Genomic DNA, 25230 nt, shown 5'->3' with positions numbered 1-25230 from the left:
CTCACACGCCTCGTCCGGGTTGGTGGAGGCCAATCCTACCGGGCGCGGACCCGATCAGCACTGAGCCGGTTCGACCAGCTCGTCCGGCTCGGCGACCGGCTGGTCCAGCCGGACCATCACCAGCGGCAGGAAGAACTGCACGAGCGGCCCGATGGCCAGCGCATAGACCACGGTGCCGATCCCCACGGCACCACCCAGCAGCCAGCCGATGGCCAGCACGCTGAGCTCGAGGCCGGTGCGGACCAGTCGCAGCGACCAGCCGGTCCGCCGGGCCAGTCCGGTCATCAGGCCGTCCCGCGGGCCGGGGCCGAGCTGGGAGCCGATGTACAGGCCGCCGGCCAGCCCGTTGAGCAGGAGTCCGCCGATCAGCAGCGCCCAGGACACCCGCCAGTCGGTGGCCGGCGGGATCAGCGCCAGGGTCGAGTCGGCCGCCAGTCCGATCACCACGGCGTTGGCGATGGTGCCCAGGCCCGGCCACTGGCGCAGCGGAATCCACAGCAGCAGCACGGCGAACCCGACGCCGATCACGATGGTGCCGAAGGAGACCCCGAGCAGCCCCTGTAGGCCGGCGTGGAAGACGTCCCACGGATCCAGGCCCAGGCCGCTGCGGACGAACATGGCCATGGCGAAGCCGTAGAGCCACAGCCCGATCAGCAACTGCGGCAGCCGACGGGCCAGCTGCCCGGCTCGGAGCTGGGCGAGTGGATCGAGGTCGGCCAGGGCCACGGTCGGACGTTCAGTGCGGGACATGCCTCGATCCTGCTCCAAGATTGGCCTTGTCAAAAATAGCCAATTCAGACACAGTGGCCTGGTGGCAATCCCCCGCATCGGAATGGCTCGGCTGGTCGGGCTGCTCGGCCCGCGTGATCCGGACGTCCCGGCGTACCGATGGCTGGCCGACGGGCTGCGGCTGCTGATCGCCGACGGACGCCTACCCAGCGGACAGGCACTGCCCAGCGAGCGACGGCTGACCGAAGCCCTCGACCTCAGCCGCACCACGGTGACCAGGGCCTATGCCGTGCTGGTCGAGGACGGCTTCCTGCGCGCCCGCCAGGGATCAGGACATGTGGCCACGCTTCCACTGGGCCAACAACGGGTGGGCGTCGGCGGCGCACTGCTGCCCGGCTTCGGCACCGGCGAAGCACTGCTCGACCTGACGTGTGCCGCCGGACGGGCGCCGGTCGGCACGGCGGAGGCCTACGCCAAGGCCGTCCAACAGCTGCCCAGCTATCTGGCCGGCACCGGCTACGCCACGGCCGGACTCCCCCAGTTGCAGGCCCTGATCGCCCAGCGGTACGCGCAGCGAGGGCTGCCCACCGAGCCCGACCAGATCCTGGTGGTCAGCGGGGCTCTGTCCGGAGTGAGCCTGGCCGTCCGTGCCCTCACTCGTCCGGGCGATCCGGTGCTGGTCGAGACGCCGTCCTATCCGAACTCCGTCGATGCCGCCCGGCGCTCCGGGGCGCGGCTGATCCCGATCGCGGTCGAGCCGGACGGCTGGGACCTGGAGGCGATCGCCAGCACCGTCGCGGCCACCCGTCCGGTGGCCGCCCAGCTGATCCTGGACTTCCACAACCCGACCGGCGCCCTGATGCTCGACGCCGAGCGGGAGCAGCTGGCGGCGGCACTGCGCCGGGCCGGGACCGTGGCCATCGTGGACGAGACCATGCTCGAAGTGGAACTGGACGAGGTGGAACGGCCACTGCCGTTCGCCGCCCACCTGTCCCGGACGATTCTGGTCGGCAGCTCGTCGAAGTCGCACTGGGGTGGGCTGCGAACCGGCTGGCTGCGGGTGCCGCGTCCGCTGCTGCCCCGGCTGCTCCAGGCCCGAATCGCCGACGACCTGGGCGCGCCCATCCTCGAGCAACTGACTCTGACCGAGTTGCTCGCCGCGCGCCCGGGGCTGCACCCGGAGAGCCGCGCGGCGCTGCGGGCGTCCCGTCAGGCCATGGTGGACGCGCTGCCCTCGGCCTTGCCGGGGGCACGTTGGACGGTGCCGGCCGGCGGCCTCAGCTTGTGGGTGGAGTTGCCCGAGCCGCGATCCCGCCAGCTCGCCGCGGCCGCCCGTGAGCTGGAGTTGCTGATCAGTCCCGGACCGCAGTTCGCCCTGCAGCACGGCCTGGACAGCTTCGTCCGGCTGCCCTACAAGGATCCGGCCGAGGTGGTCACCGAAGCGATCGGTCGATTGGCACAGGCGTGGCTCGCCGTCCAGGAGAGTCCGGGGCGCCGCGCGGGCTCAGCCCTGCGACCGGTGGTCGCCTGAGCCTCGGCGCGAGTGCGGTGCCTCAGCTGCGCTGAGCGGTCCAGGCCGCGATGATCTTGTCGTTCAGGTCGAACATGACCTTCTTCTCGTCCGGCTCGGCGTGGTCGTGGCCCAGCAGGTGCAGCAATCCGTGGATCAGCAGGTAGTCCGCCTCCTCCTCGGGGGTGCGGCCCATGCTGGCCGCCTGCGCCGCGGTCACCGTGGGGCACAAGACGATGTCGCCGAGCAGGCCGAGCGGCGGCTCCTCGTCCGGCTCCGGCGCGCGCAGCTCGTCCATCGGGAAGCTGAGCACATCGGTCGGACCGGGCTCCCCCATGAACCGCTCGTGGTAGGCGCTCATGGTGTCCTCGTCGACCAGGACGATGGACAGCTCGGCCTCCGGGTGGATCCGCAGAGCGTCGAGCGCGAACGCCGCTAACTGGCTCAGCCGCTGGGTGTCGACGGCCTCGCCGGACTCGTTGTTGATCTCGATCATCAGTTCCTCCTGGGCTGGGGCAACGTCGCCTCGAACCGGTCGTAGGCGGCCACGATTCGTCCGACCAGCCGGTGCCGGACGACATCATGGCTGGTCAGTCGGCAGAACGCGATGTCGTTGACCCCGTCCAGGATCTCTTCCACCATGGTCAGGCCGCTCTTGGTGCCACCGGGCAGGTCGATCTGGGTGACGTCCCCGGTGACCACCATCTTGGCCCCGAAACCGAGCCGGGTCAGGAACATCTTCATCTGCTCCATCGAGGTGTTCTGGGCCTCGTCGAGAATGATGAAGGCATCGTTCAGGGTGCGTCCGCGCATGTAGGCCAGCGGGGCCACCTCGATGGTGCCGGCAGTCAGCAACCGCGGCACCGACTCGGGATCGATCATGTCGTGCAGCGCGTCGTAGAGCGGCCGCAGATAGGGGTCGATCTTGTCGTTCAGGGTGCCCGGCAGGAAGCCCAGCCGCTCACCGGCCTCGATGGCCGGGCGGGTCAGGATGATCCGGTTCACTTCCTTGGCCTGCAGCGCTTGGACGGCCTTGGCCATGGCCAGGTAGGTCTTACCGGTGCCGGCCGGGCCGATCCCGAAGACCACCGTGTGGGCATCGATGGCGTCCACATAGCGCTTCTGGTTCAGCGTCTTGGGGCGAATCGTCTTCCCGCGGCTGGACAAGATGTCCTGGGTGAGCACCTCGGCCGGACTCACCTCCTCGCCGGCCATCCCCAGCACCCGCTCCACGGTGTCGGCGGCCAAGCCCTGGCCGGTGCGCACGATGGTAATCAGCTCGGTGAGCACGTCGGCGGCGCGGGCCACGTCGTGCGGAGACCCCGAGAAGGTGATCTCGTTGCCGCGCACGTGAATGTCGGCGTCCAGCCCGGCTTCGAGGATGCGCAGAAACTCATCTCGTGGGCCGAGCACAGAGACCATGTTGATCGAAACGGGGATGGCGACTCGACGCTCTGCGGTCGACTCCTGCGGCTGGTTCAGCGCGTCCTCCTGGAAAGGTCAGGTGCCAATCGTAGCCCGGCTAGCGAAGGGGCCAGTTGGCGGCGAACCGGTCGGTGGCCGCCACCAGCTGCGTGGCGATCTCCGGCTCGCCGGCGGCATGCCCGGCCAGCACGACGTGGTACTCAGCCTCCGGCCAGGCCCGATGCAGGGCGTCGGCCGTGGTGATCGGACAGGGCAGGTCGTAGCGGCCCTGGACGATCACGCCCGGAATGTGTCGGATCTTGTCCACTTCCTCGAGCAACTGGCCCTCGCGGAACCAGCCGGCGTTGTGGAAGTAGTGGTTCTCGATCCGGGCGAATGCCAGCGTAAAAGCCGGGTCGGAGAACTCCTCGACATGGGCCGGGTCGAACTCCAGCGTCGAGGTGGCCGCCTCCCAGGTCGTCCAGGCGATCCCGGCCGGCAGGTGGACGGCCGGGTCCGGGTCGAAGAGCAGCTCGTTGAACTTGGCGATCCGATCGCCGGTGAAGCCGGCCGGCAGCGGCGCCTCGAAGCTGCGCCACCACTCCGGCGCGATGTTGCCGGCCCCGCCGTTGTAGTACCAGTCCAACTCACTGCGGCGCAGCGTGAAGATCCCGCGCAGCACCAGCTCGGTGACCCGCTGCGGGTAGCTCTCGGCGTAGGCCAGGGCCAGCGAGCTGCCCCAGGAGCCGCCGTAGACCAGCCAGGTGTCGATGCCGCGGTCCGCACGGAGCTTCTCCAGGTCGGCGACCAGATGCCAGGTGGTGTTGGTGCTCAGGTCGGCGTCCGGGGCGGAGGCGTGCGGCGTGCTGCGGCCACAGCCGCGCTGCTCGAACAGCACCACCCGATAGCGCTCCGGGTCGAAGTAGCGTCGGTAGTCATCGACCAGTCCGCCGCCGGGCCCACCGTGGATGAAGACGGCCGGCTTCCCGTCCGGGTTGCCGACCTCCTCGAAGTAGAGGCTGTGCCCATCGCCGACGTCCAGGCGTCCGGTCAGGTAGGGCTCGATGGGCGGGTAGAGCGGGCCGGGCCGCTGCGGGTCAGGCTTCGTCATCGGCGAGTTCATCGATGATGTGCATCGCGGCTTCTTCCGCAGTGGCCGCACCACCGTCGATACCGACATCGCGACCGATGCTCTGGGCTTCGGTGTCCTCGCCCGGCAGGCCTCCGTTGGCGTCCACCAAGCGTCCGGCCCGCTGCGCACCGACCTGGCGGTCCTCCCCCGGCTCGGGACGCCATGGCTCGCCCGGCTCGGTGGCCTCGGGCAGTTCCTGGACCACGCGCATCTCCAGGGTCTCGCCCTGGCGCATCTCGGCCGCCGTGTTGCCGAATCCCTGGGCGGTAGACCAGTTCTCGGCACTGACGTAGCCCTCATCGAGCACGTCGGCGACCCCACGATCCAGCAACGTCTCTTCGGGCTGGAGCTGATCGAGCTGCTCGGCCTCGTCGGGGACTTCTTCGTCAAAGTCGCTCATACCCCTAGCCTGCCACTCGGCACGGCCGGGAGCGAGCGGCAGTGCGGATCGGGTGCCGGGTGTGCGCAGCCGTCCGCGGCGTTCGGCGGACCGGGCTCGCTGGCCGAGGACCGTGCCGACTACACTCCGCACTCGTGCCGCAACTGACGACGCTGGAAACCCGCCCGAACCGCTCGGTCTACGACCTGGTGGTTGCCGCCTTCGTCGGGATGCTCCTGATCTCGAACATCGGAGCCACCAAGCTGATTGCCTTCGGCCCCGACTGGAGCGTCGGCGGAGCTCAGCTGCTGCCGATCCTCACCGACGGCGGCGCGATTCTGTTCCCACTGACCTACATCCTGGGGGACGTCCTGGCGGAGGTCTACGGACTGCGCCGAGCCAACCGCACCATCATCACCGGCTTCGTGCTGGCCGCGGTGATGTCGCTCACCTTCGTGATCGTGGACATCGCACCGCCTTCGCCCGACTGGCCGAACCAGGACGCCTGGCACACGGTGCTGGGCGTGGTCCCTCGGTTCGTGGTGGCCAGCCTGCTGGGCTACCTGGCCGGTCAGCTGCTCAACGCGCTGGTCCTGGTTCGGATCAAGGAGCGCTGGGGCGAGCGGCACCTCTGGGTGCGACTGATCACGTCCACCATCGTCGGCGAACTCGCTGACACGGCGGTCTTCAGCCTGATCGCCTGGAGCACTCTGGGCAACTTCTTGGGCGGCGACGCCGTCCCGTGGCCGGCGGTGATCAACTTCTTCCTGGTCGGCTGGATCTACAAGGTCGTCGTCGAAGCCGTCATGCTCCCGGTCACCCTGCGGGTGATCCCCTGGGTCAAGCGCCGCGAAGCGGCCTGATCCTCAACTGAGCGGCGGGGCCTGACCGGATTTGCCGTCTCGATCGGCATCGGGTGGGCGATCCGTGCGATCTGGGTGATCGAGCCTGCAAATCGCGTCGGCCCTCGCCCGTGGCGTAGTCGACAGCGTCCGCGCTAGCGGGCGCTGGAGTAGAACCGCCCCAAGAAGGCGGCCTTGAACTCGGCGAAGCGGCCTTCCTCGATGCTGGCCCGAATGTCGTCAACCAGCCGGACGGTGAACCGCTCGTTGTGGATCGTGGCCAGCGTCGAGGCGAGCATCTCCTTGGCCTTGAACAGGTGATGCAGGTAGGCCCGGGAGTAGTTGGCGCAGGTGTAGCAGTCACACTCGGCATCCAGCGGGGCGAAGTTGCGCCGGTTGGCCGCAGTGTTCACGTTGAACCGTCCGTCCAGCGTGTAGATCGCCGCGTTACGGGCCACCCGGGACGGCATCACGCAGTCGAAGGTGTCCGCGCCGGCCTCGATGGCAGCGAAGAAGTCGTCCGGCTCAGAGATCCCCAGCAGGTGTCTGGGCTTGTCAACGGGCAGCTCGGAGCACACCCAGCCGACGATGGTGCCCAGGTTCTCCTTCTCCAGGGCACCTCCGATGCCGAAGCCGTCGAAGGACTGTCCGGACGTCTCGAGTTCGGCCAGATCCCGGGCCGCCTTGCGGCGCAGATCCTCGTACTGGGCGCCCTGGACGACGCCGAACAACGCCTGATACGGCTTGCCGACCCGCTCGGCGGTGAGCCGCGCGTGCTCGTCCAGGCAGCGCACCGCCCAGGCCTGAGTGCGGGCCAGTGAGCGCTCCTGGTAGCCGCGGGTGTTCAGCAAGGTGGTGCACTCGTCGAAGGCGAACATGATGTCGGCACCGAGCTGATGCTGGATCTGCATCGACACCTCGGGGGTGAACCGATGCCGGTCGCCGTTGAGATGCGAGGTGAAGGTGACCCCGTCGTCATCGACATGGGCCAGCCGGTTCTTGCCCTCGGCGATCACGTCGTCGTTGGCCAGGCCGGTGGCGTCCATGGCCAGCACCTTCTTGAAGCCGACACCCAGGCTCATCACCTGGAAGCCGCCGGAGTCGGTGAAGGTCGGCCCGGGCCAGTTCATGAAAGCGGCCAGTCCGCCGGCCTCGTCCACCAGGTCCGAGCCGGGCTGCAGGTAGAGGTGATAGGCGTTGGCCAGCACCGCCTGCGCTCCTAACTCGGACACCGACTCGGGCAGGACGGCCTTCACTGTGGCCTTGGTGCCGACCGCGATGAACGCGGGAGTCTTGATCGGTCCGTGCGGGGTGTTGATCACCCCGGTGCGGCCCAGTCCGTTGTCCAGGACGGTGCCGACGGTGAAGCCGAAGTCAGCCACGAGCCGCCAGAGCTTGCAGCTGCGCCAACGCCACCACGCCGGCGCTGGAGGTGCGCAGCACCGCGTCCGAGATCAGCACCGACTTCGCGCCGGCGGCCACGAACTCGGCCACCTCATCATCGGTCAGACCGCCTTCGGGCCCGACGATGAACATCACCTCGCCGCTGGTGGGGATCGCAAGCGTGGCCAGGTGCTCCTCGGCAGCCTCATGCAGGACCAGGGCCAGCGGGGTCTGCTCGATCCGCTGGACGAGTTCAGCCGTGGTGGCCGGGACCGTCACAGTCGGCACCCGGAACCGGCGGCTCTGCTTGGCCGCCTCCCGCGCGGTGGCGCGCCACCGGGTCAGGCCGCGCTCGACTCGATCCGGAGCCCAGCGGACCACCGAACGCTCGGCCGGCCACGGGATGATCTCGTCGACGCCCAGCTCAGTGAGCGTCTCCACGGCGAGCTCGGCCCGGTCGCCCTTGGCCAGGGCCAGCACAGCCACGTAACGCACCGGACGTACCGGCTCGCGCAGCACCTCGGCCACGCTGATGGTCAGGCCGGCCTTGTCCGAGACGGTCACCGGGCCGCGCACCGCAGTTCCGGCGCCGTCACTGATCAAGACAACCTCGCCGACCCGGATCCGGCGCACCTGAGTGGCGTGCCGGCTCTCCTCGCCGGCCAGCGAGACCGCCTGCCCGACCTCGGGGTCGGCGAGCACCGCCAAAAACATCGGCTCGGTCATGAGAACGCCTCCTTCAGCCAGCCCAGGACGCCTTTGCCCTGCTTGGATACTGCCACCTCGGGCTGGGTCTCCTGGCGAACTTCGGCCAGTTGACGAAGGAGTTCGCGCTGGCTCTCGTCCAGCTTGGTGGGCGTCTTGACCACGAAGGTGACGCCGAGATCGCCGCGACCGGAGCGCTGCAGGCGGGGCACGCCGTGGCCGGGAACGGCGATCCGGGTGTGCGACTGGGTGCCCGGCGGGATGACCACCTCGACCGAGCCGTCGGCCGGATCCAGATCGTCCCGCTCGGCCTCCAGGGTCTGCACGCTGACCGTGGTGCCCAGCGCGGCCGCCGTCATCGGCACCTCAACGACCAGTTCCAGGTCGTCGCCGTTGCGGGTGAACACGTCATGGTGCTGCACCGAGAGCTCGACGTACAGGTCACCGGCCGGGCCGCCCCCGGGGCCGGCCTCACCCTGGTGGGCCAGGTGCACCCGGTTGCCACTGGCGACGCCCGGCGGGATCTTGACGTTGATCGTCCTGGTCGCCCGGACCCGGCCTTCACCAGCACATTCGCCACAAGGATCGGCGATCACCGTGCCATAGCCACGGCAGGCAGGGCAGGGCTGGCTGGTCCGGATGTCGCCGATGATCGACCGCTGGACGGTCATCACCTGGCCGGCGCCATGACAGGTGGAACAGGTCACCGGGCCGGTGCCGGAGTTGGTGCCGGCCCCGTTGCAGCGGGTGCAGACCACCTGGGTGTCGGTCTTCAGCGGCTTGGTGATCCCGAAGGCCGCCTCGGCCAAGGTGAGCTTGAGCTCGACCAGCGCGTCCTGCCCCGGACGGACCCGCGACCGCGGCCCCCGGGACGCCGTGGCGCCGCCGAACATGGCGTCCATCAGGTTGGTGAAGTCGAAGCCACCACCGCTGAACCCACCGAAGCCACCGAAGTTGGCTCCGGCGCCGCCCAGCGGGTTGCCGCCACGGTCGTACATGGCCCGCTTGTTTGGGTCGTGCAGGACCTCGTAGGCCTCGCCGATCTCTTTGAACTTGTCCGCCGCGTCCGGTTCCTCAGCAACGTCCGGGTGGTACTTCATCGCCAGCTTGCGGTAGGCCTTCTTGATCTGCTCCGCAGTGGCGTCCCGCGGGACTCCGAGCACCTCGTAGTAATCAGCGCTCACGCATCATCCTTCAACCAAGTAGCGGCCGATGTAGCGAGCCACTGCTCGCACCGCGGCCATCGTCGACGGGTAGTCCATTCGGGTCGGGCCGACCACCCCGAGGTTCGCCCAGATGTCATTGCTGCTGCCATAACCGCTGGCCACCACAGAGGTGGCCTGCAACGGCTCATAGCTGTTCTCGTGTCCGATCCGCACCTTCACCTCGGCGGTCGAACCTACCTCGCCCAACAAGCGCAAGAGCACCACTTGTTCCTCCAGCGCCTCGAGCACCGGACGAATGGTGGAGTCGAACTGGTCGGAGAACCGGGTCAGGTTCGGGACACCGGCCACTGCCACCTGCATGGACGGATCAGTGCCCACCAGGTCGAGCAGCACGGCGATCACCGGTTGTCCGATCGTCTCCAGCTCGGCCGGAAGCCGGTCAAGCAGCTGGGTCAGCCGCTCCACGGCCCGACGCGGGTTGAGCCCGACCAGCTCGGCGTTCAGCCGATCACGGAGATCGGCCACCTGCGCGACCGAACTGCCGAGCAGGTCGATCGGACGCTGGTCCACCCGGCCAGTGGAATCGACCAGGATCAGCAGCCCACGATCAGCACTGAGCGGAACCAGCTCGATGTGCCGGACGGTGGCGCTGGACAGCGCCGGATACTGCACGATCGCGACCTGCTGGGTGATCTGGGCGAGCAGCCGGACGGCCCGGCGGACGATGTCGTCCACGTCGATGGCCCCGGCCATGAAGGTCTCGATCGCCTTGCGCTCGGCCACCGACAGCGGCTTGACCTGACCGAGCCGATCGACGAACAGCCGATAGCCCTTGTCGGTCGGGATCCGCCCGGCGCTGGTGTGCGGCTGGGCGATGTAGCCCTCTTCCTCGAGCACGGCCATGTCGTTACGGACCGTGGCCGGAGAGACGTCCAGCGAGTAGCGCTCGACCAGGGCGCGCGAGCCGACCGGCTCCCGCATCGAGACATAGTCGGTGACGATCGCTCGCAGGATGGTGAGCTTCCGTTCGTCCAACATGGCTCGGCCTCCCGTCAGCTGTTGGCACTCTCAATGGTTGAGTGCCAGCTTACTGCCCGCCGCCAGCGGTCGCACGTCCACCGCGCGCAGCCCGCCTCGGCATCCCGCGGATCGAACGCCTAGGCTGAATGCCATGACCACATTCAGCCTCGGCGATTTCGAAGAGTTGCGCCCCGGAATCCTGGTGGCGGTAGCCGAACCGGCTGGAGTGAACCTCGGGGTGATCGTCGGTGAGACCGGCTGCCTGGTGATCGACACCGGTTCGTCCCCCGCGCAAGGTACGGCGCTCCGAGCTGCCGCAGAGGCCGCCGCGGGCGTCCCGGTGATCGGCGTCCTGGTCACCCACTGGCACTACGACCACCTTTTCGGTCTGGCCGGCTTCGTCGATCTGCCCAGCTACGCGCACGCCAGCGTGGCCGACCGGCTGGACAGCCCTGAAGCTGCGGACGCCGCCGCGAAGCTCGGGGTGGATGTGGCCGACCTGGTCCGGCCCCGCAACGGCTTCCACCTGGCCAAGGTGATCGACGTCGGCGGACGGCGGGTCGAGGCCATGCACTTCGGACCCGGCCACACCGACGGCGATCTGGCCGTGTTCGTCCCGGACGTGTCGGTGGTCTTCGCCGGCGACCTGCTGGAAAGCTCAGCTCCCCCGGCCATCGGTCCGGACTCGCATCTGAAGGAGTGGCCCAGCGCCATCGACGGTATTCTCGGCGTGATCGGCGAGGAGTCCATGGTGATCCCCGGCCACGGCCCGGCCATGGATCGCTTCGAGTCCTTCAAGCAGCGCGCCGAACTGTCCGGGTTCTACGGACAGGTCGAACACGTGATCGGGCGCGGCATCGCTGTGGAGGCTGCCTACGAGGCCGGCGAGTGGCCCTACGAGGAGCAGTACGTCAGAGAAGTGCTGCCCACCGCCTACGCCCAGTTCGCCAGCCACGGAGTGGTGCCGCTACGGCAACTGCCGCTGGCCAAGCCCCTGTCCTAGCCGCCGCCTCCGGCCTTGCGCCGGAACATGCCGCCACCGCCCTGGCGTCCGCGCTCGGCGGGGCCCTTCTCCTTCTGGTGACGCTGGCCCTGCACTCCGTCGACCACGCCCTGCTTGCGAGCCAGCGCAGCCAGCATCTGGGCCTTCAGGTCCTCATTGCCTTGCTCGGTCATCGGCTCTCCTGTCGAGGTTCTGTTCCAGTATCGACAACCAGCCCGCCATAAGCCAGCCGGGTCGACCTCACTCGCCGAACAGACCGTCCCTGGTGGCGATCCACAGTTGCGGGGTGGCCGCGGCCAGCAGCCGCCGTCCGATCACTCCGGCGCCGTACTCCTCGCCGGTGTCGGTGGCGATCCGTCCGCCCAGCTCGGTGAGCATCAGGGCGCCGGCCAGATGGTCCCAGGGGAACATCGAGCGGTAGCTGAGGAAGTCCACGGCGCCGGTGATCAGCTTGGGGTAGTCGATCCCGCAGGAGCCCCAGGAGCGGATCACCTTGACCTCGGCCCATTCCTCTCCGGGCACCGGCAGGTAGGTGGCGCCCAGCGGCACCGTCCGCGGCGAGGCCGGGATGGTGGGCAGCGGCTCGCCGTTGCAGGTCACCCCAGCACCGAGCTCGGCCACGTAGAGCTTCTGATGAGCCGGCTGCCAGATCCAGCCCCGGACGGTCTCGCCGAACCGGGTCTCGGCCAGCATCACGGCGAAGTCGGGCTTGCCGCGGGCGAAGTTGCGGGTGCCGTCGATCGGGTCGATCACCCAGGCATGCGCCACCCGGGAGAGCAGGTCCAAGCAGCGCGGGTCGCTGAAGACGCCCTCTTCGCCGACGATCAACGCGTCCGAGTCGCCCTCGCAGAGCCGACGGCCAAGCTCGACTTCGGCCTCACGATCGGCCACGGTGACCAGGTCACCGGGCTGCTTCTCGGAAATGTCGGAGCTGTCCAGGGCGCCGAAACGCGGCATGATCAGCTGGTCGGCCACCTCAAAGAGGAGGTCGGACACCTGGTCAGTCTGCACAGCGGAACTCCTGATCGTGATCTCGACAACGACGTCAGGCTAGTGACGCCAGGACCGAACGAACTCAGGCGTCCGTTTTTCCGCAATAGTCCAGATTCATCCCAGATCTGTGGTGACGAAGTCGATCAGCCGCTCAACTTCGCGTGGCAAGGCCGGATCCAGATCCCGCCAGTCGCGGACCCGTCCCAGAATCCAGGCCCAGGTCGCGGCGATCTCGGCCGGGTTTCTCGCAGTGCGGCGCAGCGCGACACTCGCGCCGGCCTTCCACTCGATGTCACGCGGGATATCCGGCCACCGCTCCAGCCCGAGTCGTTGCGGACGCACCGCGGCCCAGATGTCGACGAACGGGTGTCCGGTGACCAGGACGAAGTCGGACGAGATCTCAGCCACGATCCGGGACTCCTTGGACCCGGTGACCAGGTGATCGACCAGCACTCCCAGGCGCCGTCCCGGCCCCGGGGCGAACTCGGTAACGATGGCCGGCAGGTCGTTGATCCCGCCCAGCGGCTCGACCACCACCCCGACGTGACGCAGGTCGTCCCCCCAGATCTTTTCGACGAGTTCGGCGTCGTGGCGCCCCTCGACGTAGATCCGCGAGGCGGCGGCCACCTTGGCCGGTTCGGACGGGCCGACCCGGGAGCCGGAAGCGGTGTGGGTCGGCGCACTGGGACGAGTGGCCACCGGCTGTCGCAGCGCGACCGGACGTCCGTCCAGCCAGAAGCCGGGGCCGAACTCGAAGCTGCGCCGGGCACCCTTGCGGTCCTCCAGCACGACCAGGCCGTTCTCCCAGCGGACCACGGCGCCGCAGAAGCCGGAGGTCGGTTCCTCGACCACCATCCCCACGCTCACCGTCACGTCGACGGTCTTCGGCTTGTCGGCGTGGCGCCAGCCGGGGGAAAGGACGTCGTCGGAGTAGCGCACCAAACCACCCTAGGACGCACGAACGCGCCGGCCGGTCAGCCCGGTCCGGCGCGTCCGATGGTCGTGCTCAGTCAGCGCCGAGGTAGGCCTTGCGGACCCGGTCGTCGCCGAGCAGGGCCGCCCCGGTGTCGCTGAACATGATGTGACCGACCTCGAGCACGTAGCCACGGTCGGCCAGTGACAGTGCCGCCTGGGCGTTCTGCTCGACCAGCAGGATGGTCACTCCGTCGGCCTGGAGCTCGGAGATGGTCCGCATGATCGTCTGGGTCATGATCGGGCTCAGCCCCATGGACGGCTCGTCCAACATCAGGAGCTTGGGCCGGCTCATCATGGCCCGGCCGATGGCCAGCATCTGCTGCTCACCGCCGGAGAACAGACCGGCCGCCTCTGAACGGCGCTCACCGAGCACCGGGAAGAGGTCGAAGATCCGATCCATATCCGAGCGGATCTTCGAGGTGTCCTTGCGGGAGAAGGCACCCAGCCTGAGGTTGTCCTCCACCGACATCTGCCGGAACAGTCGCCGACCCTCCGGGGACTGGGCGATGCCGCGCTCGACGATCTTGTGCGCAGCGATGCCGTCCAGCCGCTCCCCTTCGAACCAGATCTCGCCGGAGACCAGCTTCAGCAGACCGGAGATGGCTCGCAGCGTGGTGGACTTGCCGGCGCCGTTGGTGCCCAGCAGGGTCACCACCTGTCCTTGCTTCACTTCGAAGCTGATCCCCTTGACCGCGTTGACTCGGCCGTAGGCGACCACCATGTCCTTGATCTCAAGCATCTGCGACACCTCCGTTGAGGGGATCGGTCGTCGCTGCCGGCGGCGCGGCCGGCGAGCCGATGTAGGCCTCGATCACCCGCGGGTCGTTCTGGACGACGTCGCCAGGACCTTCGACCAGCACCGCCCCGCGGACCAGGCAGGACACCCGATCACACAGATTGAAGATGAACCGCATGTCGTGCTCGATCACCAGGACGGCCAGGCCCAGGTCGCGGATCTTGAAGATCAGCTCCTCGGCCTGTCGGGTCTCCTGAGGGTTCATGCCGGCAGTCGGCTCGTCCAACAGCAGCAGCTTCGGCTCGGTGGCCAGTGCCCGGGCGATCTCCAGGCGTCGCTGGTCGCCATAGGGCAGGTTCCGGGAGAGGGTGTCCCCCACTCCGGTCAGCCCCACGAACTCCAACAGCTCCTGGGCCCGACGCGTGGAGGCGATCTCCTCGCGCCGATGCCGGGGCAAGCGGAAGACCGCGTCGATCGCATTGGTCTTGGTGCGGCTGTACATGCCGACCATGACGTTCTCGATGGCCGTCATGTTGTGGAACAGCCGGATGTTCTGGAACGTCCGAGCCATCCCTTCCCGAACCACCATCCGCGGCTTGGGCGGCAGCGGCTTGCCATCGAAGGTGACCATGCCGAACGTCGGCTTGTACAACCCGGTCAGGCAGTTGAAGAAGGTGGTCTTGCCGGCCCCATTGGGACCGATCAGGCCGACGATCTCACCGCTGTGCACCTGCAGGCTGACGTCGTTGACGGCGATCAGGCCGCCGAACTGCATGGTGACGTTGCGGGCATCGAGCAGGACGTTGCGGTCCATGGTCTGCACCTGCTGCATAGCTTCCTCGACAGGCATTCCCATCAGTTGCCCCCTTCCAGGCGCTCGAAAGTGGTGCTCATAGTTCGAACGCCTCCCGCTCCGGGTTGAGGTGCGCCTTGTGAGCGATCAGCTCTTCCTCGACCTCCTCGGCCAGTTCCTCATTCTCGTCATGGAACTCCAGCTGACGCCTCTCGTCCGCGACGATGCCCTCCGGACGGAACCGCATCATCACCACCAGCAACAGGCCGAACAGCAGGAGCCGGATGTCGGCGAAGAAGCGCAGCTTCTCCGGCAGCAGCTTCAAGATGGTGGCACCGATCAGCACTCCCATCACCGTGCCCATGCCGCCCAGCACCACCGCAGCCAGCAGGAACGCCGACTCCAGGAAGATGTACTGGTCGGGGGTCACCGACACGTCGTGGTGTGCCTTCACGGCACCGGCGATACCGGCCAGGAAGGCGCCACCGGCGAAGGCCAGCAGCTTCAGCGCGAAGGTGTTCACGCCCATGGCCTCGGCGGCCAGTTCGTCCTCGCGGATCGCCACCCAGCCACGCCCGATCCGGGAGTGGTTGAGGTTGGTGAACACCACGATGATCAGGCCGATCACCAGCAGCATCAGCCAGTAGTAGTTGGCGAAGCGGCCGATGTCGACTCCGAAGATGACGTGGGCCTGACCGAAGTTGAAGCCGAAGTAGTCCAGGTCCGGGATGCCCGGGATGCCGTTGGAGCCGTTGGTGATGTTCGGCCCATCGTTGCCATCCAAGTTGTTCATCGTGATCCGGAAGATCTCGCCGAAGGCCAAGGTGACGATGGCCAGATAGTCACCGGAGACCCGCAGCGTCGGGGCGCCGATGATCAAGCCGAGGATCGAGGCCACCACGCCGGAGATCAGCACAGTCACGATGAACGGCGGGTGGAAGTCGAAGTGGCTGTAGGCCGACTCCGACAACACTGCCGCGGTGAACGCACCGGCTCCCAGGAAGGCGATGTAGCCCAGGTCGAGCAGGCCGACCAGACCGACCACGATGTTCAGACCGAGCGCCGTGGCAGCGAAGATCAGCACCTGCGCCGCGATCGACATGTTGGCGTTCGAGCCGTTCTGGGTGAACGGGAACAGGAAGGCCACAGTGAAGGCCGAAATCACCAGGACCCGGTTGTTCGCCGCTGCCGCCATGCCCAACCAACCGAAGACACCGAACTGGCGAAGGATCATCACGATCGCCACCAGGAAGGAGCCCAAGGTGAGGAAGCTCCCAGCGTCCACCTGACCCAGTGCGAAGGCCGCCGCGAAGAGCGCAGCCGCCATCAGCAGCACGATGGCCGTGATCTGCAACCACTTGGGGCTCTTCAGTTCGTCCAGGCGGGGTTCGGGAGAGTCCGGCAGGAACAGCGTGGACGCGACCGCGGCCACTCCACCACCGATGGCCAGCCAGCCGCCGATCTCGACGTTGACCAGTCCACCGAGCTCGACCGCGATCGACGTGACCGCGATTCCGGCTGTGACCAGAGCCGTGATCGATGCCGTCTTGGCCGTTGTGTTCCAGGCCACGATCTTGGCCCAGGCACCGAGCCGCTGCTTGCCGACCAGCGGGATGGTGAGCAGGGCCAGCACCAACACGGCCAGCACCCCGAAGCAGATCTGCAGCGGCGATGGCGACCCGTAGTAGGACATGTCGTCCAGGGCCTTGCCGCCGTAGGACCACGGCAGCAGGATCGAGACCAGCATCAGCACGCCGCCGGACGCACCCACGGCGCGAGCCGGGTAGCGGTAAGCGATCTTGACCTGGTCAGGAATGATGGCTCTCATGCCCGGTCCACCACCTTGGCGCCGAGCAGACCCTGCGGCCGGAAGACCAGCACCAGGATCAGCAGAGCAAAGGCCCAGACGTCCTTCCAGGCTGAGCTACCGAACTGACCGGGGATGAACGTGGTGGCCATAGCCTCAACCACGCCCAGCACGAGCCCGCCGATCACGGCACCGTTGATGTTGCCGATGCCACCCAGCACCGCGGCGGTGAACGCCTTGAGGCCGGCCAGGAAGCCCATTCTCGGATCGATGTTGCCATAGCGAAGGCCGTGCGCCACACCGGCGATGGCGGCCAGGCCGGCACCGACGGCGAAGGCGGCCATGATCACCCGATCGACGTTGATGCCCATCAGCCGGGCCGTATCAGGATCCTGCGAGGTGGCCACCATGGCGCGTCCGGTCTTGGTGCGGTTCACGAAGAACCACAGGAAGACCGTGCAGACCGCCAGGGCCAGCAGGGTGAACAGCGCCGAGGCCTGCACCAGAACCCCACCCAGCGGGATCGAAGCGTCGCTGATCCCTGAGATCGAGGGGAACGGCACCGCACTCTTCGGATCGGGCCAGCCGGGGAGCCGTCCGTAGATCGGTATCCAGCCGTAGAAGAGGCGGACGAACTCCTGCAGGAAGACCGAGACGCCGATGGCCGAGATCAGTGGGGCCAATCGTGGCGCGTTGCGCAGCGGCCGATAGGCGACTCGCTCAGTGAGCAGGGCCACGACCACGGACGACACCACGCCGCCGACCAGCATCAGCGGCAGGACCACTCCCAACGCCATACCGACACTGAGCTTGGCGGGCTGCCCCATCACCATCCAGGTGGCATAGGCACCGAAGGCTCCGACCATGAAGATCTCGCCGTGAGCGAAGTTGATCAGCTGAACGATGCCGTAGACAACGGTGTAACCGACAGCGATCAAGGCATAAAGGGCCCCCAGCGAGAGGCCATTGATTAGTTGCTGAAAGAACAGGTCCACTTGCGTAGTACCCCTTTGTAAGAATGCGCGGGCCCACTGGGGTCTGTCTCGGATAGAGACGGACCCCAGTGGGCTCTAGATCACTTCAGTGAACCGGTCGTCTCGGCCTTCCACTCGGTGCCGTCCACCTTGTAAACGGTGAGCACCCGGGAGACCGAATCGCCGAACTCGTCGAAGCCAACCTTGCCGGTGGCGCCGTCGAAGCTGACCTTGCCGAGGGCGTCCAGGGTGGCCTGGCGAGCCGACTTGGCGTCGGTAGCAGAAGCGAGGCTGACCTTCAGCGCGTTGATGATCGCGTTCGCAGCATCGTAGGAGTACGCGCCGTAGGCGGCGTACGGCTCGGAGTAACCCGCAGCCTTGTAGGCCTCGACGAAGGCCTTCGCCGACTCGAGGGTGTCAACCGGAGCGCCGACCGAGGTGGCCAAGTCGCCGGCAGTACCGCCGAGCTTGATGAAGTTGCCGTCGTAGATGCCGTCGCCACCCATCAGCGGGACGTTGAGACCGGCAGCCTTGGCCTGCTTGGACAGCGGGCCCGCCTGCGGGTACTCGCCACCGTAGTAGATCGCTGCCGGCGCAGCCGTCTTCACCTTGGTGATGACCGCGGAGAAGTCCTTGTCATCGGGGTTGATGGTCTCAGCTGCAACGATCTCGCCACCGCCAGCCTTGAACGCAGTCGTGAAGTTGTCGACCAGACCCTGACCGTAGGTCTTCTTGTCGTGGATGGTCGCAACCTTCTTGATCCCGACGCCGAGCAGGTACTGAGCCGCGAACGGACCCTGAACTGCGTCGGTGGTGCAGGTACGGAAGTAGTTGGCGTAGGGACGCTTGGCGTTGGCCAGGTCCTCGCCCTTGGTCAGGCTGGGGTTGGTGTTCGCCGGGGACACCTGGGCGATGTTCGCGGCAGCGAGAACCGGGATCACGCTCTGCGCGACCGACGAGTTCAGGGTGCCGACCACACCGATCACGGCGTCGTCCGAGGCGAGCTTGGTGGCGGCGTTCTTGCCGACATCGGGCTTGGCCTCGTCATCCTCGGCGGCGAGCTCCAGGGTCCAGCCCGGGATCGCCTTGGACTCGTTGGCCTGCTTGATCGCCAGGTCAACCGAGTTCTTGATACCCAGGCCCAGAGCGGACAGATCACCCGACAGTGGCGCGATCACACCGATCTTCGCGACCTTGGTGGCCGCAGGGGCGCTTCCGGAGGCGGAACTCTCAGCGGACGCACCGCCGCGGGTTCCACACCCAGTGAGGGCCAAAGCGCCCACCACCACGGCGACGCCGGCCAACTTGAACATGCTCTTGTTCACTTTTCCTCCTCGTGAGCAATTTGCAACCCGGCCCTGCCAGGTTGGGCAAGGGTACGGGTGCGCTAGGAATTTGACCATCCCTATGTCTCACTGCTGTTACAGCGAGTCACATTGCTCGACCCGTTACCGGATCGTTGTAGAAGGCCTCAATCGAGAAGATTGCGGATTACCCCATCAGCAAGTAGTCGGCCCGACCGGGTAAACCGAACTGATCGTTCGGTTCTGTCAATCAATCCTGCTCTGACAAGTTCGGGAAGTCGCGCCGCCTCGGATCCGGTGAGGACGTCCAAGGGCAGCCCGTCGATGAGCCGCAGCTCCAGCATCACCCGCTCCACCCGGCGGTCGTCGGGGGTCAGGAGCTCGCGCGCCTGGGCCGGCGAGGAGCCACCTGCCAGCGCAGTGGTGTAGCCGGCAGGGTGTCGCAAATTCCACCATCGGACGCCGTTGACGTGGGAGTGGGCACCCGGCCCGAAGCCCCACCAGTCGTCGCTGTGCCAATAGGCGAGGTTGTGCCGCGCCTCGTGCCCCGGACGCGCCCAGTTACTCACCTCGTAGTTCACCAGTCCGGCCGCAGTGAACGCCTCATCGGCGATCAGGTAGCAGTCGGCCTGCTGGTCGGAGTCGGGCAGCGGCAGTTCACCGCGTCCGATCCGGGCCGCCAGCCGAGTTCCGGGCTCGACGATCAGGGAGTAGGCGCTGAGGTGATCGGGGGCCAGAGCGAGGGCGGCATCGATGGTGGCCCGCCACTGGTCGAGAGTCTCGTGCGGGTTGGCATAGATCAAATCGAGGCTGATCGACTCGAACCCGGCCGCCCGAGCCCAGTCGACCACCTGGGCCACTCGTCCCGGGGTGTGCCGTCGCTCCAGCACCTGCAGCACGCTCGGCACCGCCGACTGCATGCCGAGGGAGAGCCGGTTGAACCCCGCCGCCCGCAGTGTCTCCAGGTAGGCCTGGTCGACGCTCTCCGGATTGGCCTCGGTGGTCACCTCACAGTCCGGAGCCAGACCGAAGGTCTCCCGCAGCCCGGTCAGCAGTCCGGCCAACTCGGTGGCCGGCAGCAGAGTGGGCGTCCCGCCACCGAAGAAGACCGTCTGGAGCGGCGGTCGCGGACCGAGCACCCGAGCCGCCAGGGCGAACTCGGCGCGGGCTGCGGCCAGGTAGGCGTCCTGACCCGAACCGGGCTCAGCGCCCAGTTCGGCGGCCGTGTAGGTGTTGAAGTCGCAGTAGCCACATCGCGAGCTGCAGTACGGGACGTGGACGTAGGCGCTCAGCCGGCGCTGCTCGGTACCGATCAGCCGCTCCGGCGGCAGGGCGCCGTCGGCCGGTGCCGGATCCCCCGGCGGCGGGGTGGAGGGCATCAGGGCAGCGGGAACGGCAGCTTCTGACCGTCGTGGACCCGACGGCAGGTGCAGACCGCGGCCTCGTCGGACTCCGCACCCGGCAGGTCGGCGATCACCCGCAGCAGCAGCGACTTCAGCCGCTCGATGTTGTTGGCAAAGACCCGCATCACCTCGGCGTGGGTCACCTCTTCGCCGGCTTCGACCCCGGCGTCATGATCGGTGACCATGCAGACCGTGGTGTAGCACATGGCCAGTTCGCGGGCCACGGACGCCTCGGGCACGCCGGTCATTCCGACCACGGTGCCACCGGCCGCGGCATGCCAGCGGGACTCGGCGCGAGTGGAGAAGCGTGGACCGTTGATCACCACCAGGGTGCCGCCGTCGACCAGCGGCGTGCTCTGGTCGGCCGCGGCCAGGACGGTGGCCCGTCCGCGCGGGCAGTACGGGTCGGCGAAGGCGGTGTGAATGACCTCGCCGACGCCGTCGTAGACAGTGTGGGCCCGTCCCCAGGTGCGGTCGATCACCTGGTCGGGCACCACGAAAGCGCCCGGACCGAGTTCGGGGACCAGCGAGCCGACCGCGGCCGGGGCGATCACCTGACGCACCCCGACGCTGCGCAGCGCCCACAGGTTGGCCCGGTAGTTCACCCGATGCGGCGGGAACTGGTGCTGGGCGCCGTGCCGGGGCAGGAAGGCGACCGTCCGTCCGCCGACCTCGCCGACGGCCGGAGCCGCGCTGGGAGCTCCGAAGGGGGTGTCCACCTCGATGGTCCGCGGGTTCTCCAGGAACTCGTAGAAGCCGCTGCCGCCGATGATGCCGATCTCTGCGTCCATGACCTGGAGCCTATTGCGTCGCCACGGCCGACGCCGAACCGATGGGGCCGACTTACTTCTTCTTGTCCGGAGACTCGCCGGTGGACAGCGCGGCGACGAAGGCCTCCTGGGGGATCTCCACCCGGCCGACCATCTTCATCCGCTTCTTGCCCTCCTTCTGCTTCTCCAGCAGCTTGCGCTTACGGGTGATGTCACCGCCGTAGCACTTGGCCAGCACGTCTTTGCGGAGCGCCCGGACCGACTCCCGCGCGATCACCCGGGAGCCGATGGCCGCCTGGATGGGCACCTCGAACTGCTGGCGCGGGATCAGCTCCTTGAGCTTCTTGGCCATGGCCACGCCGTAGGTGTAGGCGGCGTCGGCGTGGACGATCGAGCTGAAGGCATCCACCGGCTCGCCGTGCAGCAGGACGTCCACCTTGACCAGCTTCGAGATCTGCTCGCCGGCCTCGTCGTAGTCCAGCGAGGCGAAGCCCTTGGTCCGCGACTTCAGCGCATCGAAGAAGTCGAAGACGATCTCGGCCAGCGGCAGCAGGTAGCGGATCTCGACCCGATCCTCCGACAGATAGTCCATGCCCAGCTGCTCGCCGCGACGGGCCTGGCACAGCTCCAGGATCGTGCCGATGAACTCAGCCGGGGCCAGCACGGTGGCGCGGACGATCGGCTCGTGCACCTCGGCGATCTTCCCGTCGGGGTACTCCGAGGGGTTGGTCACGATGTGCTCGGAGCCGTCCTCCATGACCACTCGATAGACCACGTTGGGCGCGGTCGAGATCAGATCGAGGTTGAACTCCCGCTCCAGCCGCTCCCGGACGATCTCCATGTGCAGCAGGCCGAGGAAGCCCACCCGGAAGCCGAAGCCGAGCGCTCCCGAGGTCTCCGGCTCATAGACCAGGGCCGCGTCGTTGAGCTGCAGCTTGTCCAGCGCCTCGCGCAGTTCGGGGAAGTCGGCACCGTCGATCGGGTAGAGCCCGGCGTAGACCATCGGATGCGGCGGACGGTACCCGCCCAGATCCTTGCTGGCCGGACGCGAGGCGATGGTGACCGTGTCACCGACCCGGGACTGGCGCACCTCTTTCACCCCGGTGATCAGGTAGCCGACCTCGCCGACGCCCAGCGCCGGCGACTTGATCGGCTCCGGCGAGATCACCCCGACCTCGAGGGTCTCGTGGGTGGCCTTGGTGGACATCATCAGCACCCGCTCGCGGTGGCTGAGCTCGCCGTCGACCACCCGGACATAGGTGACCACACCGCGATAGGTGTCATAGACAGAGTCGAAGATCAGCGCCCGGGCCGGGGCCTTGGGATCGCCCACCGGCGCCGGGACGTCCGCCACCACCAGGTCGAGCAGCTCCTTCACCCCGACGCCGGTCTTGGCCGAGACCCGCAGCACATCGGACGGCTCGCAGCCGACCAGGTGGGCGATCTCGGCGGCGTACTTGTCGGGCTGGGCGCTGGGCAGGTCGATCTTGTTCAGCACCGGAATGATGTGCAGATCGGCTTCCAGGGCTAGATAGAGGTTGGCCAGCGTCTGGGCCTCGATCCCCTGGGCGGCGTCGATCAGCAGGATGGCGCCCTCACAGGCGGCCAGCGAACGCGACACCTCATATGTGAAGTCCACGTGGCCGGGGGTGTCGATCATATTGAGCACGTAGTCGGCACCGTCCACCCGCCACGGCATCCGGACGGCCTGGGACTTGATGGTGATCCCGCGCTCGCGCTCGATGTCCATCCGGTCCAGGTACTGGGCCCGCATCGACCGCTCGTCCACCACTCCGGTGAGCTGCAGCATCCGGTCGGCCAGGGTGGATTTGCCGTGGTCGATGTGCGCGATGATGCAGAAGTTGCGGATCATCGCGGGCGGGGTCTTGCCGGGTACGGGTTTCGACATGCGCTTTCTTCGTCTACGGGGCAGCCAGCACACGATACCGGACGCACCCGGTCAGCCGACTCTGGCACAATCGAGGTCAACGCACGTGATGCGCGGACGGACGGTGGAGCCAGCCACGACGATTTGAGGCGGCGAGCCGGTGACTGGTAGTGTTTGCAGTCGCGTCCGCGCGGCGCATTGCATCAATACCAGCGAAGAGAGCTCACCGGCGTGGCGAACATCAAGTCTCAGAAGAAGCGGATCCTGACCAACGAGAAGGCCAGGCTGCGGAACAAGGCCGTGAAGTCGGGCCTGCGTACCCAGGTCCGCAAGTTCAACGAGGCTCTCGAGGCCGGCGACACCGCCAAGGCCCAGGAGCTGGCCAAGGTCGCGACCCGCGCCCTGGACAAGGCCGTAAGCAAGGGCGTCATTCACGCCAACCAGGCTGCGAACCGCAAGTCGGCGATCGCCTCCAAGGCCGCCGCACTCTGATCTTTCCCTCGAACGCCGCTCGGGTGACCGAGCGGCGTTCGGCGTTCCCGGACGCCCTGAGCCGGTCGGCCGGGTTCAGCGCCGGCCGCGGTAGGAGATCACCTTCAGCACCGCCTGCTCCAAGGCGAACCCCGGATCGCTGGCCGCGCCCTTGATCTGCGCATCGGCCACCGCAACCGCCTGAATGGCCTGGGCAACGCCGCCGGGCTTCCAATCCCGGGACAGCCGGGACAGATCCTTCAGCTTCCACGGCGGCACCCCGGCCAGCTTGGCCAGATCCGGGTCGGACAGCCGCAGATCGCGCCCATCCAAGTACTTACCCAGCCCGCGCAGGCTGGACGACAGCGCGCTGGTCACCTGCACCGGAGCCACTCCGGTGGCCAAGGCCCAACGCAGCTTGCCGAGCGCGCCTTCGCCGTTTCCGGCCATGGTGTCGTCGGCCACCGCGAAGCCAGTCACCTCAGCGCGTCCGCCGAAGTAGCGACGCACGGCTGCCTCGGTAATCGTCCGTTCGGCGGAGTCATCGAGCAGTTGCCGGACGGCCGCGGCCAACGCCCGCAGGTCGGTGCCCACGGCGTCCACCATGGCTTCGCAGGCGGCAGTATCGGCCCGCCCCTTGGCTCGGCGGACCTCGGCGTTGACGAACTGGGGCAGGTTCCAGGGCTTGAGGCTTTGGCAGTCGACAAGTTCGGGACGCAGCTTCTTCAGCCGATCCAGCAGGCCTTTGCCCTTGACTCCCCCACCATGGACGATCGCCAGGGCCAGATCTGGCCCCGGATTGCCGGCCTGGGCCAGCAGCTGGTCGTTCAGCTGTTCGGGGAGCGAGGCCAGGTCGTTGAGCACAACGATGCTCGCAGAGGCGAACAGTGAGCCACCGGTGGCCTCGGCCAGTGCCCCCGCGTCAAGGTTGGCCGCCTCCAGCCGGTTCACGGCTGCATCGGGTCGTTCAGCCAGGGCCCGCTCGACGAAGTCGGCCACCGCCCGCTCAGCCAGCAATGACTCCGGGCCGGTAACCAATAGTGAGCATCCGAACGATCTTCCCTGTTCCACGGCGCCTAGCATGCCAGGCTCGTCGGACATGGGCTCACTCCGGGCCGAGCATTTCGGTCACTCTCGACCCGGAAGTGGCTCCCACAAGGAATTAGCGTCGAATTCGGGGAATTCACCGGATCGAGATTCCAAATGCCATCGATCGTCATTCTCGAATTTGCGGCCCCCGCAGACGTCAACACTCGGCGACCAGGCCGAGACGCGACAGCGTCTTCGTCGAAGCCGAGCCCAGATCCGGTGAACCCAGCCCGGCGCACAGCCCCGACCTCGGGCTGACACCCCGCCACACCATCGCCGACCCAAGTCCCCCAAAAGGGTGCCAGCATCAGCCATGTTCCCCCATTCGGGTGACCGGAAACCCGCCGAGTCGGGCCAGAAATGCATCCGAATGATGGATTTTCCAGACTTCAGTTGGACGCGCCACAATTCCACCCTTAGGCTTCGCTCAGGTCGAACGCCGAGCGTCGTGACGACCCCGATTCTGCCGATCTGCGACCCCGGGAGTCGACCGTTGCCCATCCGCCAGCACAGCCTCCGCTCTGCCCTAATCCTGATTCTCAGCCTCCTTCTGATTGCGTTTGGGCTTCCCACAACAGCATTGGCTGAATCAAGCGGCGAGATCACACTCGACAGCTACGTGTCCGGACATGCCAACGACGTCCCCACCATTGGCGCTGGCGACTCCCTCAGCTACACCGTCAATATTCAATGCAGCAGCCCCAACACCGGCGAATGCACCAATGCAAAATTGGCATTCAAGCTGCCCACCCCA

General features: G+C 67.4%; 25 protein-coding genes. 4 read left to right on the top strand and 21 right to left on the bottom strand.

Going from position 1 to position 25230, the window contains the following annotated elements:
• Window positions 1-54 precede the first annotated feature (54 nt).
• Window positions 55-750: a membrane protein YczE gene (yczE, locus tag ATK74_RS03405; protein ID WP_098459724.1), complete on the bottom strand. Its 696-nt coding sequence runs from the start codon at window positions 748-750 to the stop codon at window positions 55-57.
• A gap of 61 nt (window positions 751-811) precedes the next feature.
• Between yczE and yczR the strand changes: the two genes are divergently transcribed.
• Window positions 812-2260, top strand: a complete 1449-nt coding sequence (yczR, locus tag ATK74_RS03400) for a MocR-like transcription factor YczR (RefSeq protein WP_245840669.1) — start codon at window positions 812-814, stop codon at window positions 2258-2260.
• A 22-nt stretch (window positions 2261-2282) separates the two neighbouring features.
• On the opposite strand, the gene ybeY is transcribed toward yczR, so the two are convergent.
• The 4 genes from ybeY to ATK74_RS03380 all read right to left on the bottom strand — a co-directional run bounded on the left by ybeY (window position 2283) and on the right by ATK74_RS03380 (window position 5175).
• The gene (ybeY, locus tag ATK74_RS03395) at window positions 2283-2735 is read right to left on the bottom strand and encodes an rRNA maturation RNase YbeY (RefSeq protein ID WP_098459722.1); all 453 of its coding nucleotides are present in this window, start codon (window positions 2733-2735) and stop codon (window positions 2283-2285) included.
• Window positions 2735-3661 carry a PhoH family protein gene (locus tag ATK74_RS03390; protein WP_098459721.1) on the bottom strand — a complete coding sequence of 309 codons (927 nt, stop codon included), beginning with the start codon at window positions 3659-3661 and terminating at the stop codon, window positions 2735-2737. Before ATK74_RS03390 ends, ybeY begins: the two co-directional genes overlap by 1 nt.
• Before the next feature lie 100 nt (window positions 3662-3761).
• Window positions 3762-4754 carry a prolyl aminopeptidase gene (gene pip, locus ATK74_RS03385; RefSeq protein WP_098459720.1) on the bottom strand — a complete coding sequence of 331 codons (993 nt, stop codon included), beginning with the start codon at window positions 4752-4754 and terminating at the stop codon, window positions 3762-3764.
• The gene (locus ATK74_RS03380) at window positions 4741-5175 is read right to left on the bottom strand and encodes a DUF5709 domain-containing protein (protein WP_098459719.1); all 435 of its coding nucleotides are present in this window, start codon (window positions 5173-5175) and stop codon (window positions 4741-4743) included. Before ATK74_RS03380 ends, pip begins: the two co-directional genes overlap by 14 nt.
• A 134-nt stretch (window positions 5176-5309) precedes the next feature.
• Between ATK74_RS03380 and ATK74_RS03375 the strand changes: the two genes are divergently transcribed.
• Window positions 5310-6017, top strand: coding sequence for a queuosine precursor transporter (locus tag ATK74_RS03375; protein ID WP_245840667.1), 708 nt, complete (start codon window positions 5310-5312; stop codon window positions 6015-6017).
• A gap of 134 nt (window positions 6018-6151) precedes the next feature.
• Here ATK74_RS03375 and tgt read toward each other — a convergent pair whose 3' ends face one another.
• Genes tgt through hrcA form a run of 4 tightly spaced genes read right to left on the bottom strand, consistent with a single transcriptional unit; the run spans window position 6152 to window position 10288 of the window.
• On the bottom strand, window positions 6152-7378 hold the full coding sequence (tgt, locus tag ATK74_RS03370) for a tRNA guanosine(34) transglycosylase Tgt (protein ID WP_098459718.1): 1227 nt from the start codon (window positions 7376-7378) through the stop codon (window positions 6152-6154).
• A complete protein-coding gene (locus tag ATK74_RS03365; protein ID WP_098459717.1) occupies window positions 7371-8105 on the bottom strand; it encodes a 16S rRNA (uracil(1498)-N(3))-methyltransferase in 735 nt (244 codons plus the stop codon). Before ATK74_RS03365 ends, tgt begins: the two co-directional genes overlap by 8 nt.
• Complete coding sequence (dnaJ, locus tag ATK74_RS03360; protein WP_098459716.1) at window positions 8102-9268, bottom strand: molecular chaperone DnaJ; 1167 nt, start codon at window positions 9266-9268, stop codon at window positions 8102-8104. The genes ATK74_RS03365 and dnaJ overlap by 4 nt, the downstream gene beginning before the upstream one ends.
• Before the next feature lie 3 nt (window positions 9269-9271).
• Window positions 9272-10288, bottom strand: a complete 1017-nt coding sequence (gene hrcA, locus ATK74_RS03355) for a heat-inducible transcriptional repressor HrcA (RefSeq protein ID WP_098459715.1) — start codon at window positions 10286-10288, stop codon at window positions 9272-9274.
• A 133-nt stretch (window positions 10289-10421) separates the two neighbouring features.
• Here hrcA and ATK74_RS03350 point away from each other — a divergent pair, with 133 nt between their 5' ends.
• Window positions 10422-11273: an MBL fold metallo-hydrolase gene (locus ATK74_RS03350; protein WP_169923713.1), complete on the top strand. Its 852-nt coding sequence runs from the start codon at window positions 10422-10424 to the stop codon at window positions 11271-11273.
• Here ATK74_RS03350 and ATK74_RS15275 read toward each other — a convergent pair.
• The 11 genes from ATK74_RS15275 to lepA form a co-directional block, all read right to left on the bottom strand.
• Window positions 11270-11446 carry a DUF5302 family protein gene (locus ATK74_RS15275; protein ID WP_169923712.1) on the bottom strand — a complete coding sequence of 59 codons (177 nt, stop codon included), beginning with the start codon at window positions 11444-11446 and terminating at the stop codon, window positions 11270-11272. The genes ATK74_RS03350 and ATK74_RS15275 overlap by 4 nt on opposite strands.
• A 67-nt stretch (window positions 11447-11513) precedes the next feature.
• Window positions 11514-12269 (bottom strand): inositol monophosphatase family protein, encoded by a 756-nt coding sequence (locus ATK74_RS03345; RefSeq protein ID WP_169923711.1) that lies wholly within the window; start codon window positions 12267-12269, stop codon window positions 11514-11516.
• A gap of 111 nt (window positions 12270-12380) precedes the next feature.
• Window positions 12381-13205 carry a DUF3097 domain-containing protein gene (locus ATK74_RS03340; RefSeq protein WP_098459713.1) on the bottom strand — a complete coding sequence of 275 codons (825 nt, stop codon included), beginning with the start codon at window positions 13203-13205 and terminating at the stop codon, window positions 12381-12383.
• Window positions 13206-13272: 67 nt separating this feature from the next.
• Window positions 13273-13980 (bottom strand): ABC transporter ATP-binding protein, encoded by a 708-nt coding sequence (locus ATK74_RS03335; RefSeq protein ID WP_245840664.1) that lies wholly within the window; start codon window positions 13978-13980, stop codon window positions 13273-13275.
• Window positions 13973-14833, bottom strand: coding sequence for an ABC transporter ATP-binding protein (locus ATK74_RS03330; protein ID WP_281255354.1), 861 nt, complete (start codon window positions 14831-14833; stop codon window positions 13973-13975). Before ATK74_RS03330 ends, ATK74_RS03335 begins: the two co-directional genes overlap by 8 nt.
• Window positions 14834-14867: 34 nt before the next feature.
• On the bottom strand, window positions 14868-16598 hold the full coding sequence (locus ATK74_RS03325) for a branched-chain amino acid ABC transporter permease (RefSeq protein WP_098459710.1): 1731 nt from the start codon (window positions 16596-16598) through the stop codon (window positions 14868-14870).
• Complete coding sequence (locus ATK74_RS03320; protein WP_245840661.1) at window positions 16595-17515, bottom strand: branched-chain amino acid ABC transporter permease; 921 nt, start codon at window positions 17513-17515, stop codon at window positions 16595-16597. The genes ATK74_RS03325 and ATK74_RS03320 overlap by 4 nt, the downstream gene beginning before the upstream one ends.
• A 137-nt stretch (window positions 17516-17652) precedes the next feature.
• On the bottom strand, window positions 17653-18876 hold the full coding sequence (locus ATK74_RS03315; RefSeq protein ID WP_245840659.1) for a branched-chain amino acid ABC transporter substrate-binding protein: 1224 nt from the start codon (window positions 18874-18876) through the stop codon (window positions 17653-17655).
• Between the two features lie 146 nt (window positions 18877-19022).
• Entirely contained in the window at window positions 19023-20234 is a 1212-nt protein-coding gene (gene hemW, locus ATK74_RS03310) for a radical SAM family heme chaperone HemW (protein WP_098459708.1), read from the bottom strand.
• Window positions 20234-21049 carry an S-methyl-5'-thioadenosine phosphorylase gene (locus ATK74_RS03305; protein WP_098459707.1) on the bottom strand — a complete coding sequence of 272 codons (816 nt, stop codon included), beginning with the start codon at window positions 21047-21049 and terminating at the stop codon, window positions 20234-20236. The genes hemW and ATK74_RS03305 overlap by 1 nt, the downstream gene beginning before the upstream one ends.
• 52 nt (window positions 21050-21101) lie before the next feature.
• Window positions 21102-22937 (bottom strand): translation elongation factor 4, encoded by a 1836-nt coding sequence (gene lepA / locus ATK74_RS03300; RefSeq protein ID WP_098459706.1) that lies wholly within the window; start codon window positions 22935-22937, stop codon window positions 21102-21104.
• A 210-nt stretch (window positions 22938-23147) separates the two neighbouring features.
• Here lepA and rpsT point away from each other — a divergent pair, with 210 nt between their 5' ends.
• A complete protein-coding gene (gene rpsT, locus ATK74_RS03295) occupies window positions 23148-23408 on the top strand; it encodes a 30S ribosomal protein S20 (protein ID WP_098459705.1) in 261 nt (86 codons plus the stop codon).
• Between the two features lie 75 nt (window positions 23409-23483).
• Here the strand turns inward: rpsT and holA are convergent, their stop codons facing one another.
• A complete protein-coding gene (gene holA / locus ATK74_RS03290) occupies window positions 23484-24470 on the bottom strand; it encodes a DNA polymerase III subunit delta (protein ID WP_211283265.1) in 987 nt (328 codons plus the stop codon).
• Window positions 24471-25230 lie beyond the last annotated feature (760 nt).

Source organism: Propionicimonas paludicola, assembly GCF_002563675.1.
GTDB classification, from domain to species: domain Bacteria; phylum Actinomycetota; class Actinomycetes; order Propionibacteriales; family Propionibacteriaceae; genus Propionicimonas; species Propionicimonas paludicola.
This window is presented reverse-complemented; position numbering and strand designations above follow the sequence as displayed.

Bases quoted from the DNA above. Each gene is read 5' to 3' on its own strand.
- yczE (WP_098459724.1), bottom strand. From the start codon at position 750: ATGTCCCGCACTGAACGTCCGACCGTGGCCCTGGCCGACCTCGATCCA.
- ATK74_RS03365 (WP_098459717.1), bottom strand. From the start codon at position 8,105: ATGACCGAGCCGATGTTTTTGGCGGTGCTCGCCGACCCCGAGGTCGGG.
- ybeY (WP_098459722.1), bottom strand. From the start codon at position 2,735: ATGATCGAGATCAACAACGAGTCCGGCGAGGCCGTCGACACCCAGCGG.
- ATK74_RS03335 (WP_245840664.1), bottom strand. From the start codon at position 13,980: ATGCTTGAGATCAAGGACATGGTGGTCGCCTACGGCCGAGTCAACGCG.
- ATK74_RS03350 (WP_169923713.1), top strand. From the start codon at position 10,422: ATGACCACATTCAGCCTCGGCGATTTCGAAGAGTTGCGCCCCGGAATC.
- ATK74_RS03380 (WP_098459719.1), bottom strand. From the start codon at position 5,175: ATGAGCGACTTTGACGAAGAAGTCCCCGACGAGGCCGAGCAGCTCGAT.
- ATK74_RS03390 (WP_098459721.1), bottom strand. From the start codon at position 3,661: ATGGTCTCTGTGCTCGGCCCACGAGATGAGTTTCTGCGCATCCTCGAA.
- holA (WP_211283265.1), bottom strand. From the start codon at position 24,470: ATGCTAGGCGCCGTGGAACAGGGAAGATCGTTCGGATGCTCACTATTG.
- ATK74_RS03325 (WP_098459710.1), bottom strand. From the start codon at position 16,598: ATGAGAGCCATCATTCCTGACCAGGTCAAGATCGCTTACCGCTACCCG.
- ATK74_RS15275 (WP_169923712.1), bottom strand. From the start codon at position 11,446: ATGACCGAGCAAGGCAATGAGGACCTGAAGGCCCAGATGCTGGCTGCG.
- lepA (WP_098459706.1), bottom strand. From the start codon at position 22,937: ATGTCGAAACCCGTACCCGGCAAGACCCCGCCCGCGATGATCCGCAAC.
- hemW (WP_098459708.1), bottom strand. From the start codon at position 20,234: ATGCCCTCCACCCCGCCGCCGGGGGATCCGGCACCGGCCGACGGCGCC.
- ATK74_RS03330 (WP_281255354.1), bottom strand. From the start codon at position 14,833: ATGGGAATGCCTGTCGAGGAAGCTATGCAGCAGGTGCAGACCATGGAC.
- ATK74_RS03305 (WP_098459707.1), bottom strand. From the start codon at position 21,049: ATGGACGCAGAGATCGGCATCATCGGCGGCAGCGGCTTCTACGAGTTC.
- pip (WP_098459720.1), bottom strand. From the start codon at position 4,754: ATGACGAAGCCTGACCCGCAGCGGCCCGGCCCGCTCTACCCGCCCATC.
- hrcA (WP_098459715.1), bottom strand. From the start codon at position 10,288: ATGTTGGACGAACGGAAGCTCACCATCCTGCGAGCGATCGTCACCGAC.